At 69.7% G+C, this 11,152-nt stretch carries 10 protein-coding genes and 1 pseudogene; 7 read left to right on the top strand and 4 right to left on the bottom strand.

Translation table 11 applies throughout. The features are described from left to right. Positions 1-200 precede the first annotated feature (200 nt). From ETD86_RS48310 to ETD86_RS48300, 3 genes are all read right to left on the bottom strand, one after another. Complete coding sequence (locus ETD86_RS48310) at positions 201-1,769, bottom strand: glycerol-3-phosphate dehydrogenase/oxidase (protein WP_211370786.1); 1,569 nt, start codon at positions 1,767-1,769, stop codon at positions 201-203. A 10-nt stretch (positions 1,770-1,779) separates the two neighbouring features. Then, positions 1,780-3,246: a glycerol kinase GlpK gene (gene glpK / locus ETD86_RS48305; protein WP_138673350.1), complete on the bottom strand. Its 1,467-nt coding sequence runs from the start codon at positions 3,244-3,246 to the stop codon at positions 1,780-1,782. 87 nt (positions 3,247-3,333) lie between these two features. Further along, the gene (locus tag ETD86_RS48300; protein WP_138673349.1) at positions 3,334-4,080 is read right to left on the bottom strand and encodes an IclR family transcriptional regulator; all 747 of its coding nucleotides are present in this window, start codon (positions 4,078-4,080) and stop codon (positions 3,334-3,336) included. A gap of 235 nt (positions 4,081-4,315) precedes the next feature. On the opposite strand from ETD86_RS48300, the gene ETD86_RS48295 reads away from it, so the two are divergent. Both ETD86_RS48295 and ETD86_RS48290 read left to right on the top strand, forming a co-directional pair. Continuing rightward, positions 4,316-4,927 carry a TetR/AcrR family transcriptional regulator gene (locus ETD86_RS48295; protein WP_138673348.1) on the top strand — a complete coding sequence of 204 codons (612 nt, stop codon included), beginning with the start codon at positions 4,316-4,318 and terminating at the stop codon, positions 4,925-4,927. Between the two features lie 105 nt (positions 4,928-5,032). After that, positions 5,033-5,611, top strand: a complete 579-nt coding sequence (locus tag ETD86_RS48290; RefSeq protein WP_138673347.1) for a YqgE/AlgH family protein — start codon at positions 5,033-5,035, stop codon at positions 5,609-5,611. Here ETD86_RS48290 and ETD86_RS48285 read toward each other — a convergent pair. Further along, positions 5,608-6,219: a TetR family transcriptional regulator gene (locus ETD86_RS48285; RefSeq protein ID WP_170223690.1), complete on the bottom strand. Its 612-nt coding sequence runs from the start codon at positions 6,217-6,219 to the stop codon at positions 5,608-5,610. The two genes, ETD86_RS48290 and ETD86_RS48285, sit on opposite strands and share 4 nt — an antisense overlap. A gap of 157 nt (positions 6,220-6,376) precedes the next feature. Between ETD86_RS48285 and ETD86_RS48280 the strand changes: the two genes are divergently transcribed. From ETD86_RS48280 to ETD86_RS57620, 5 genes and pseudogenes are all read left to right on the top strand, one after another. Then, positions 6,377-7,984 carry an MFS transporter gene (locus tag ETD86_RS48280; protein ID WP_138673345.1) on the top strand — a complete coding sequence of 536 codons (1,608 nt, stop codon included), beginning with the start codon at positions 6,377-6,379 and terminating at the stop codon, positions 7,982-7,984. 84 nt (positions 7,985-8,068) lie between these two features. Beyond that, the gene (locus ETD86_RS48275) at positions 8,069-8,329 is read left to right on the top strand and encodes a DUF3039 domain-containing protein (RefSeq protein ID WP_138673344.1); all 261 of its coding nucleotides are present in this window, start codon (positions 8,069-8,071) and stop codon (positions 8,327-8,329) included. Between the two features lie 77 nt (positions 8,330-8,406). Beyond that, complete coding sequence (locus tag ETD86_RS48270) at positions 8,407-9,285, top strand: zinc metalloprotease (RefSeq protein ID WP_246149402.1); 879 nt, start codon at positions 8,407-8,409, stop codon at positions 9,283-9,285. A gap of 26 nt (positions 9,286-9,311) precedes the next feature. After that, positions 9,312-10,697: an MFS transporter gene (locus tag ETD86_RS48265; RefSeq protein ID WP_246149399.1), complete on the top strand. Its 1,386-nt coding sequence runs from the start codon at positions 9,312-9,314 to the stop codon at positions 10,695-10,697. 82 nt (positions 10,698-10,779) lie between these two features. Continuing rightward, positions 10,780-11,152 (top strand): annotated as a pseudogene (locus ETD86_RS57620) (hypothetical protein); the annotation flags it as partial.

The following is an 11,152-nucleotide window of genomic DNA, read 5'->3' as shown; positions in this document are numbered from 1 at the left end:
GCCTGACCAGGGACCTCACCCGAGAGGAAGGGGTCTGGGCGACGAGGTGACGGCCTTCAGCGGGCCTGTGGACAACCGCACAGACCCGCACAACCGGCAGGACCCCGCCGCGAGCATGGACTCCGACACTCCTGCATAGCGCCATCCAACGAGCTCCCCCGAAAATCCTCAGCTGGGATGACCTGCTTTACACCAGCGTCCTAGGGCTTCAGCGGGGCACGCCCGAGCAACTGCGCGATCCTGGCCCGCACGTCGGGCGTGTCGAGGCCGCGTACGGTGAGCGTCGTGCGGCGGCGTACGACGTCGTCCACCGTGGCCGCCCACTCGTGGTCGCGTGCGTAGATCGCCTGGGCCCAGATGTCCGGCCCGTCCGGGTGGATGCGCTCGCCCAGCGCCGGGTCCTCGCGGATGAGCCTGACCAGGTCGAACGCGATCGACCCGTAGTGCGTGGCCAGATGCCTGGCGACCAGGGGATCCATGCGGGCGCCCCGCTCGCGGTCCGTCCACAGCCGCATCGCGACCGCGTCCGGGCTGGCCAGCCCGGGCAGCGGCACGGCGGGCAGGATGTCGGCCAGGTCGTCGCCCAGCGGCCGCCCCGGCAGATGGGCGAGCATGTCGAGCACGTGCCTGCCGATGTGCCGGTACGTCGTCCACTTGCCGCCCGCCACCGACAACATGCCGCCCTTGCCCCGGCTCAGCACGGTCTCCCGTTTGGCCGCCGCCACCTGGCCTGGGCCGCCGGGGAGCACGCGCAGCCCGGCGAAGGCGTAGGTGATGTCCTCGCGTTTGAGCTGCTCCTCGTGTACGGAATGCCCGGCCTCGTCGAGGATCTGCGTGATGTCGGCCTCGGTGGGGCGTACCTCGGCCGGGTCGCCCTCGTACGCCTCGTCGGTCGTGCCGAGCAGAAGGTGGTCCTCCCACGGGATGGCGAACGACACCCGGTACTTGTCGATCGGCGTGGTCAGCGCCGCCTTCCACGGCTCGTGGCGGCGCAGGACCAGGTGCGCGCCCTTGGACAGCCGGATGCTCGGGGCCGCGTCCGGGTCCTCCATCCGCCGCAGGTGGTCCACCCACGGCCCGGTGGCGTTCAGCACGAGGCGGGCGGAGACTCCGAACTCGCTCCCGTCGAGCCGGTCGCGCAGGTCGGCGCCGGTCACGGTGCCGCCGGTCTTGCGCAGGCCGACGACCTCGGCGTGGTTGAGCACGATCGCGCCGGCGTCCACCGCGGCCCGCACGGTCATGACCGCGACGCGGCTGTCGTTCATCTGGTGATCGCCGTAGACGGCGGCGGCCCGCAGGCCCTCGGTACGCAGCGCGGGCACCTTGGAAACCGCCTGCTGCGGCGTGATCACCTTGCCCATGCCGTCGCCGAACACCGACAGCGCCGAGTACAGGAACACGCCCGCGCCCAGCTTGGCCGCCCCGTGCGGCCCGCCCTTGTAGATCGGCACCAGGAACGTCAGCGGCTTGACCAGGTGCGGCGCGATGTCGGCGGCCAGGGCACGCCGCTCGCGGTGGTTCTCGGCGACCAGTCTGACGTTGCCGGTCTGCAGGTAACGCAGGCCGCCGTGGACGAGCTTGGACGAGGCGCTTGACGTGGCGCCGGCGAAGTCGCCCGAATCCACCATCGCCACCCGTAGCCCGGCCTGCGCCGCCATCCAGGTCACCGACGTGCCCAGGATGCCGCCGCCGATCACGAGCAGGTCGTAGGTGGCGCTGGACAGTTCCTCGCGGATCCGCGCGCGTTCGGTCCCCATCGCGATCATCATCGACATACTCCTACTGCTCCACCCAGTCCAAGGTGCGGGCCACGGCCTTTTTCCAGTTGCGGTATTCCTGCTCGCGGGCGGTCTCGTCAATCGCCGGTCGCCACTCGGCGGCCTTGTGCCAGTTGGCGCGCAGGCTGTCGATGTCCGGCCAATAGCCGGTCGCCAGGCCCGCCGCGTAGGCGGCGCCCAGCGCGGTGGTCTCGGACACCATGGGCCGGATCACCGGCACCGCCAGCACGTCCGCGAGCGTCTGCATGAGCAGGTTGTTGGCGGTCATGCCGCCGTCGGCGCGCAGCGTGGTCAGATCCAGTCCCGAGTCGGCGTTCATCGCGTCCACGACCTCGCGGGTCTGCCACGCGGTGGCCTCCAGCACGGCCCGCGCGATGTGCCCCTTGGTGACGAACCCCGTCAGCCCCGCGATCACGCCGCGCGCGTCCGAGCGCCAGTGCGGCGCGAACAGCCCCGAGAACGCCGGCACGAAATAGCAGCCGCCGTTGTCGTCCACGGTCTTGGCCAGCGTCTCGATCTCGGCCGCGCTGGAGATCAGGCCGAGGTTGTCGCGCAGCCACTGCACGAGGGAGCCGGTGACCGCGATCGCGCCCTCCAGCGCGTACGTGGCCGGTGTGTCGCCGATCTGGTAGCCGACCGTGGTCAGCAGGCCGTGCTTGGAGACGACCGGCTCGTGACCGGTGTTCATCAGCAGGAAGCTGCCGGAGCCGTAGGTGCTCTTGGTTTCGCCGGGCGCGAAGCAGGTCTGCCCGAACAGCGCCGCCTGCTGGTCACCGAGCGCCGAGGCCACCGGGAAGCCGCCCCGCGTGCGGCCGTAGATCTCGGCGGACGGGCGGATCTCCGGCAACATCGCGCGCGGCACGTCCAGCGCGGCCAGCAACTCCTCATCCCAGGCCAGCGTGTGGATGTTCATCAGCATCGTACGGCTGGCGTTGGTGACGTCGGTGATGTGGCGGCCGGTGAGGTTCCACAGCAGCCAGCTGTCCATCGTGCCGAACAGCACCTCGCCCCGCTCGGCCCGCTCTCGCAGCCCCGGATGCTCGTCGAGCAGCCAGCGGATCTTCGGTCCGGAGAAGTAGGTCGTCAGCGGCAGCCCGGCCTTCTCCTTGAACAGCTGCTCGTGCTCGGCCAGGGCGTGGGTGAGCGGCGCCGTGCGGGTGTCCTGCCAGACGATCGCCGGGCACACCGGCTGCCCGGTCGCCCGGTCCCACAACACGGTGGTCTCGCGCTGGTTGGTGATGCCGAGCGCGGCGATCTGGCCGTCCAGGCCGCCGAGGGCATCCGCCAGCACTCCTTGCACGGCCTGCCAGATCTCGGCCGCGTCGTGCTCCACCCAGCCCGGCCTGGGGAAGATCTGCCGGTGCTCGCGCTGGGCGACGGAGACGATGTGGCCGGCCTGGTCGAAGACGATGCAGCGGCTGGACGTGGTGCCCTGGTCGATGGCGGCGACGTAATCCGGTCGAGGCACTGGGGTTCCTCGCAAGGTTAGGGTTCGACAATGTCGAACAACGTGAGAAATGTTATTCGGTTGTCCGGAGGCGTTCAACTGTTTTGCTCAGCGGGCGAGATCGCGCGTGATCGCGCGGGCCGCGTCGCGTACGTATGAGACGAACTCCATGTGCAGGACCCCCTCCGGCGCCAGCCGTTCGACCGCGCCGCGGATGCCGATGGCGCCCACCACGATGCCGCGCGAGTCCTTGATGGGCGCGGCGATGGCCACCTCGCCCTCGGTCAGCTCCTCCATCTCGGCCGCCCAGCCGCGCGTCCTGACCAGCTCCAGCTCCGTCTCCAGGAGGCCGGGGTCGGCGATGGTGTTCTTGGTGTGCGGCTGCAGCGGCACGAGGGTCTCGCCGTACGGGTCGTAGGCGAGCAGGACCTTGCCCAGCGCGCTGGCGTGGGTCGGCAGGTACGTCCCGACCTGCAGCGTCTGCATGCTGTCGTCGGGCCGGAACACGTGGTGGATCACCAGGACGTGGCCCTCGTGCAGGGTGCCGATCCAGGCGCTCTCCCTGCTCCGCCCGGCGAGCGCGTCGGCCCAGTTGATGGCCCGGGTGCGCAGCTCGTTGACGTCGAGATAGCTGCTGCCCAGGTGCAACAGGGTAGCCCCGAGGCGGTACTTCCCGGTGGCCGGGTCCTGCTCGACGAAGCCGACGCGGACGAGCGTGCGCAGGATGCCGTGCAGCGTGCCCTTCGGCAGGCCCAGCGCCCTGGCCAGCTCGGCCACCCCGAGCTGTCGGGGACCGGAGGCGAGCAGCCGCAGGATCGCGGCGGCCCGCTCGACCGACTGAATCGTCTCTCCCACAATCGGCACCCTAGCGCAGTGCGGTTCGGTATTGCCGAACGCGCGGTGCGGAAGGCCGCTCGGCTCTAGAATTGCGCCGGCGGCAACGCTTCCTCGGAGCCACAGCGCGGAGAGCCCCCGCGAACAACGCGGCCGACGACGCGAGCCCAGGAACAGCCCGCGCCGCCCACGCATGACAGCTAACGGGATAGCCGTCCCGTTAGCTGGGCATGCCGTAGGCCAACGAGGAGACTAGATGGAACAACTTTCCCGCTCGGCGGGAACCGTGCGGCCCGGCGGCCGCACTGCGCGCGTGCGCGCTGCCGTGCTCGAGGCCACCCAGGACGAGCTGGTCGAGCACGGCTTCCACGGCCTCACCATGGACCAGGTGGCGGCCAGAGCGGGTGTCGGCAAGACCACGGTCTACCGGCGCTGGGGGAGCCCGGCGGGCCTGGTCACCGACCTCATGACCGAGCTGGCCGATCAGTCGTCGCCGCACGCCGACACCGGCTCGATCGAGGGCGACCTGCGGGCCAACGCCCTGGCCGTGTGCGAGGCGGTCAACGACGGGCGGCTCGGGACCACGTTCCAGGCGATGATCGCCGCCGCCACCAGTGACCGGCAGGCGGCCAACGCCCTGCGGGACTTCTATGCCCGCCGCATCGAGGAATGGGCCGGCGTCGTGGACCTGGCCGTCCAGAGGGGTGAGCTGCCCAAGGGGACCGACGCTCTGGAGCTGATCCGGGCGGTCTCGGCCCCGCTCTACTACCGCCTCGTGGTCACGCGGGAGCCGGTGACCCCGCAGGTCGCCGAACACTCGGTCCGCCGGGCACTGGCCGCCGCCCGGGCCGGGGCGTTCATCCCGTAGGTGGCGAGGCTCATGATCACTACCTAAGGTCCCCATATGAACGCGTAAAGTAACATGGGCCCACTGGGGCAGCGCGAACCCCCTTCGACCCTTCATGATGGATGTATGGCGGAAGCGATCTACGTCGGCGGTTTGTTGGTGGCGACGCCGCTTCTCGACGACCCCAACTTCCGGCGTAGCGTCGTCCTGGTCCTCGAACACGACCACGATGGGGGCACTCTGGGTGTGGTGCTCAACAGGCCGAGCGACATCTCGGTCACCCAGGTGCTTCCCGTGTGGGACCCGCTGGTGACCGGGCCGCCGGTGCTCTTCGAGGGCGGGCCCGTGCAGACCGACAGCGCGCTGGCGCTGGCGGCGGTCCCGAGCGGGGAGGAGCCGCTCGGCTGGCGCCGGTTGCACGCGGGCACCCCGGCCGTGTCCCGGCTCGGCACGGTGGACCTGGACGCTCCGCCGGAGATCCTGCAGGGCGAGATCGCACAGATGCGCATCTTCGCGGGGTACGCGGGCTGGTCCTCGGGGCAGCTGGAGAGCGAGATCGCCGAAGGTGCCTGGTACGTCGTCGACTCCGAGGTCGGCGACACCTTCCACGCGGATCCGGGTTCGCTCTGGCGGCACGTGCTGCGCAGGCAGCCCGGCGAGCTGGCCTTCGTGGCCACGTGCCCGGACGACCCGACGATGAACTAGCGCAGGTCCCAGCCCGGCTGGAGCGAGCGCTCCGCCAGCTCGATGGTCTCGCTCATGCGGTCGGTGATCTCCACCAGCGTCCCGTCGCGGCGCGGGCACTCGAAGCCCACCCGCAAGGTGGACATGGCGAACGCCACGATCAGGTGCGAGAGCTGGTCGGTGTCGGGATCGGCGCCGCGCAGCCCTGCCACCAGCTCCGCCAGGCGATGCTCGGTCTGTGCGCCCCTGGCCACCGACTGGCCGATCAGCCGCGGATTCTCCTCCAGGATCCGGCGTAGTTTCAGGAACCTCGCCGACTCCTCCGGCGTTGAGCCCTGCATGTCGCTCAGCACCGCGCGCAGCGCGTGCATGAGGGCGGTGAACGGGGGCTCGTCCGGTGGGCGGGACTCCAGGGTCTCCAGCATGATCTCCTCACCGTGGTCGTGGAACCACAGCACCAGGTGATCCTTGCTGGTGAAGTAACGGAAGAAGGTGCGGGGGGAGACGTCGACGGCACCCGCGATCTGCTCCACCGTGGTCGACTCGTATCCTTGTTCGAGGAACAGGTCGAGCGCCGCGTCCAGGAGCGCCAGGCGCGTCTTTTCCTTCTTGCGTTCCCGAAGACCCACAGCGGTCACTCCTTCGAAACCCTTCTGTCACAGTGTGCCATAAGTCAGCCGATGCCGAATGAAGGTCATTTGTCATTTGTCATCAACTGTCATACATTACCGGAGGCTTACGAGATCTATGCCCTGGTGTGGGCGTACGTGTATTGAGGGGGACTTCATGGCGAACGCGAAGGCGGTCGACGTACCGCCATCGCCTGGCTCTGTGAAGACGGGGACAGGGGGCAATCCGTGGCTGGTGCTGCTCGCCGTCAGCCTGGGCGTCATCATGGTGATGCTCGACGGCACGGTCGTGGGCATCGCCAACCCGTCCATTCAGGTCGACCTCAAGGCCTCGCTGTCCGACCTGCAGTGGGTCACCAGTGGTTACCTGCTGGCCCTGGCGGTCTTCCTGATCACCGCGGGGAAGCTGGGCGACCTGTTCGGGCACAAGCGGGTCTTCCTCATCGGTGTGGGCGGCTTTGCGCTCTCCTCGGTGGGCATCGGCTTCAGCGCCGAACTGGCCGACGTCATTCCCGGCGTCACGCCGGTCGGCGCGCTGATCGGTCTGCGGGTGCTGCAGGGTCTGTTCGGCGCGCTGCTCCAGCCCGCCGCCCTGGCGCTGCTGCGTACCGCGTTCCCCGGTGAGAAGCTGAACCAGGCGATGGGGGCCTGGGGTGCGATCATCGGCCTGTCCAGCGCGGCCGGCCCCATCGTGGGCGGCGTGCTGGTCGAGCGGGCGAGCTGGGAGACGGTCTTCTTCATCAACGCGCCCGTCGGCGTCGTCGCCCTGGTGATGGGCATCTTCCTGATCAAGGACAGCCGCGCGCAGACGATGGCCAGGATCGACTGGCTCGGCGTGGTGCTGCTGTCCGGCGCGATGTTCTCGCTCGTCTGGACGATCATCAAGGCGCCCGAGTGGGGCTGGGGCGACAGCACGACGCTGACCTTCGTGGCCGTGTTCGTGGTGCTGATCGCGGCGTTCATCATCTGGCAGAGCGTCGCCCAGAGGATCGGCAGGCAGCCGCTGGTGCCGCTGTCGCTGTTCAGGAACGTCTCCATCTCCATCGGCACCTTGCTGATGATGATGGTCGCGTTCGCCATGTTCGGCGCGATGTTCTTCCTGGGCTTCTTCTTCCAGGGCGTGCACGGCCTGTCCCCGCTGGAGGCCGGCCTGCGCATGTTGCCGATGAGCGCCGGCATGATCTTCGCCTCGCCGCTGGCGGGCATGGCGCTCGGCCGGTTCGGGCCGAAGATCACGATGGCGACGGGTCTGCTGGTCACCGCGTTCTCGATGTTCCTCATGTCCAGGCTCAGCATCGACGCGTCGTTCATCGAGAGCGGCATCCCGTTCCTGCTGCTGGCCTTCGGCATGTCGCCGGTGTTCGTGGGCGCCACGGAGATCATCGTCGGCAACGCCCCGGTGCAGCTGACCGGCGTGGCCGGCGGTGTGCAGCAGTCGGCCATGCAGGTCGGCGGCGCGCTCGGCACGGCGATCCTGGGCGCCGTGATGGCCGCCGAGATCTCCAGCACGCTGCCCGGTCACCTCGGCCCGGCGGCCCAGGCGATCCCGGCCGCACAGCTGGCGGGGCTGGAGAAGGCGGCCGCGTTCGGGGCGGCGCCGCCCGGGGTGGCGCAGCCGATCGTGGACGCCGTGCACCAGTCGTTCATGGACGGCATGTCCGTGGCCTTCCTCGTCAGCACCGTCATCGCGGTGCTGACCGCGGCACTGACCCTCTTCGTGAAGGCGGGCCGCAAGACCGAGAACCAGCCGGTCCACGTGGGTTGATCATCCGGTACGGCCTCCGCCGCGTGGCGGGGGCCGTACCGGCATGTGGGGAGACGGTCACGGCGGGGGCATAAACTCGGTGGGGTGAGCACGAAGATCCTCCCAGAGCAGAAAACCACGCCGCAGACGTCGCACGGCGACGGCGATCACGAGCGGTTCGCGCACTACGCGGACAAGCACAAGATCACCGAGAGCATGGTGACGGGCACGCCCATCCGCGCCCTGTGCGGCAAGGTCTGGGTGCCCAGCCGCGACCCCAAGAAATATCCGGTGTGCCCGGAGTGCAAGGAGATCTACGAGAGCCTGCCCGTGGGTGGCGGCGACAAGGGCGACAACAAGCAGTGAGTGTTGCTGAGCGGTAATCCCGCCAGGTAGGGCTACGGTCTGTACCCTGACCAGCTCATACCGTCATGGGGGACCGCATGGCCCGGCGCGCGACCGCCGTCTCGTTGGCATGCCTGCTCACAGTGGGGATCGCGCCACCGCTCCAGCTCGGTGCCGCCCGAGCCGACGTCTGCGCCGGATCGCTGCGCACGACCACGCCGGGGCCGCGCTCACCCAAGCCGGGGGACGTGGCCAAGGTCATGGCCGAGATCGACCGGCGGCTGGCCGGGGTCAAGCCGCCGACGAAGATCACCGTACCCACTCGCGTGCACGTCCTCACCCGGGGTGTCCGCAAGGTCTCCGACCAGGCGGTCAAGAGCCAGATCGCGGTGCTCAACTCCGCGTACGGCGGCGCCTTCGGCGGCGTGGACACCGGCGTGCGCTTCCGGCTCGACAGCATCTCGGTCAAGGACAACGCCGCCTGGTTCGCCGACCCCTTGGGCCACGAGCAGGCGATGAAGAATGCCCTGCACAAGGGCGGAGCGGGCACGCTCAACCTCTACATCGCCCAGCTCAGCGAGCTGATGCTGGGCTTCGCCAGCTACCCCTACTGGTACGCGGACGCGCCCCTGCTCGACGGCGTCGTGATCGACTGGCGCAGCCTGCCCGGCGGCGCGATGACCAACTACAACCGGGGGTTCACGGGCGTCCACGAGATCGGGCACTGGCTCGGCCTGTTCCACACCTTCGAGAACGGCTGCCAGGAGCCCGGCGACGGCATCGCTGACACCCCGGCGGAGGCCAAGCCGACCGAGGCGTGCCCGGCGCAGAAGGACACCTGCGCCCTGCCCGGCCAGGATCCCATGCGGAACTTCATGGACTACGCCCACGACCGGTGCATGGCCGAGTTCACGCAGGGACAGGCGGAGCGCATGCACCAGATGTGGAAGGTGTACCGGCACACCTCAGATATTTAGTTTGTGCGGCAAATTACGATGTGTGGGTGACAGGACCGAAAGCACTCGACGCTCCCCACCAACCTCTGCGGATCTTCAGCCCGGCGTACCGCACCGCCACCCTCGGCATGCTGCTCGTCGTCACGCTCGTTGCCTTCGAGGGCATGTCGGTCGGGGTGGTCATGCCGGACGTCGCGCATGAGCTGGACGCGTTGGACCTTTACGGCCTGAGCTTCTCGGCCTTCCTGATCTCCAGCCTGTTCGCGAACGTGGTGGCCGGGCTCTGGGCGGACCGCCGCGGCTACCCGATGCCGTTCGTGGCCGGGCTGATCTTGTTCGTGGCCGGAATGGGGCTGGCGGGGGCCGCGCAGTCGGCGATGATGTTCCTGGCTGCGCGGGCCGTGCAGGGGCTGGGCGCCGGGGCCTCGATCGTGGCGTTGTTCGTGATGATCGCGCGGGTCTATCCAGCGGAGATGCGACCCAAGGCGTTCGCCGCGATCTCCGCCGCCTGGGTGGTGCCCTCCATGGTCGGGCCGGCCGTCGCGGGATCCGTGGCGGGGCAATGGGGCTGGCGGTACGTCTTCTTCGGGATCATCCCGCTGATCGTGCCCGCGCTGGTGATGCTCGTCCCGGCGCTGCGTCACCCGCGCTCCGCCGACGACGGGCCGGGGGACGGTCCGCGGTCGCGACCGCTGGCGATGACGCTGGCCGCGGCCGCCACGGCCGGTGGGGCCTCGGCGCTCCTGCACGGGGTGGACCGGCTGCACCTCGCTCCGGTGCAGGGTGCTCTCGAGACGGTGGCCGGAGTGGGGTTCCTGATCTACGGCCTGTACCGGCTGCTGCCGCCCGGCGCGCTGCGATTCGTTCGCGGGCTGCCCACGACCGTGCTGATGCGCGGGTTCTTCTCGGCCGCCTTCTTCGGCGTGAACTCCTTCATCCCGCTGGCGTTGCAGGAAGTGAAGGGGTTCGACGCGAGGGAGGCGGGGATCGCGCTGACGACGGGGGCGCTGGGCTGGTCGGCCGGGTCGTACCTGCAGAGCCGGCGGGAGGTGGCGCCGTACCGGAGGATCAGGTTCGGGGCGGCGGGCGTGACCGCGGGCATCCTGCTGTCCGTGCTGTCCGTCCTGCCCGGTGTGGCCGGGTGGGTCGCGGTGCCCGCGTGGATCGTCGCCGGGTTCGGGATGGGGCTCGGCATGGCCACCATCAGCGTCACGGCGCTCAAGCAGTCGCCGGTGAACGAGCAGGGGGCCAACTCGGCGGCGCTGTCCGTGACGGACATGCTGGGGTCCGCGCTGGCGATCGGGGTCGGCGGGGCGCTGGTCAACCTCATCGGGCACACCTCCGCCGAGATCGCCACCGGGTTCGTCGTCATCTGCCTCCTCATGGCGGTGATCGGGTTGGCCGCCACCGTGCTCGCCGGGCGCATCCGCTGAATTCCGTACCTCCTGTCACAGCGATCACGGTTCGCCGGATCCGCGTGGCGAGGAGTGATAGGACAGCGGACAAGGAGGTGCCATGGAGGGCGATCACCGTGTCTGGCCGCCTCTGCCAGGGGCCAGGCATCGCCGTACTCCTCCAGAGGACACGGAGCCCGCGTGGGGCCCGCGCCGTGCCGAGGAGCCGCGTCGGAAGCCGCATCCGCTCGACTTGGACGCGGGGGAGAGCGAAGACCTCGACGAGCCGTGGAACCCCCGCATCCGCAGGACCGCCGAACGCGATCCCGGCCACGGGTACTCCGATCGGGATCCGGACGCACCCCAGGAGCGGCCTGCGGGAAGCGGCCCGCAGCGGCCCACCGGCGCCGGACCTGCGGCGGGCCGGGACGACTGGAGGCGAGGTCCGGAGCGGGACGAGTGGGGACGAGGCCCGGAGCAGGACGACTGGGGGC

The sequence above is a fragment of the Nonomuraea turkmeniaca genome (assembly GCF_005889735.1).
GTDB classification, from domain to species: domain Bacteria; phylum Actinomycetota; class Actinomycetes; order Streptosporangiales; family Streptosporangiaceae; genus Nonomuraea; species Nonomuraea turkmeniaca.
Note: the sequence above shows the minus strand (reverse complement) of the source record. Positions and strands in the feature narration are given on the sequence as shown.

Bases quoted from the DNA above. Each gene is read 5' to 3' on its own strand.
- ETD86_RS48280 (WP_138673345.1), top strand. From the start codon at position 6,377: ATGGCGAACGCGAAGGCGGTCGACGTACCGCCATCGCCTGGCTCTGTG.
- ETD86_RS48290 (WP_138673347.1), top strand. From the start codon at position 5,033: ATGGCGGAAGCGATCTACGTCGGCGGTTTGTTGGTGGCGACGCCGCTT.
- ETD86_RS48310 (WP_211370786.1), bottom strand. From the start codon at position 1,769: ATGATGATCGCGATGGGGACCGAACGCGCGCGGATCCGCGAGGAACTG.
- ETD86_RS48295 (WP_138673348.1), top strand. From the start codon at position 4,316: ATGGAACAACTTTCCCGCTCGGCGGGAACCGTGCGGCCCGGCGGCCGC.
- ETD86_RS48270 (WP_246149402.1), top strand. From the start codon at position 8,407: ATGGCCCGGCGCGCGACCGCCGTCTCGTTGGCATGCCTGCTCACAGTG.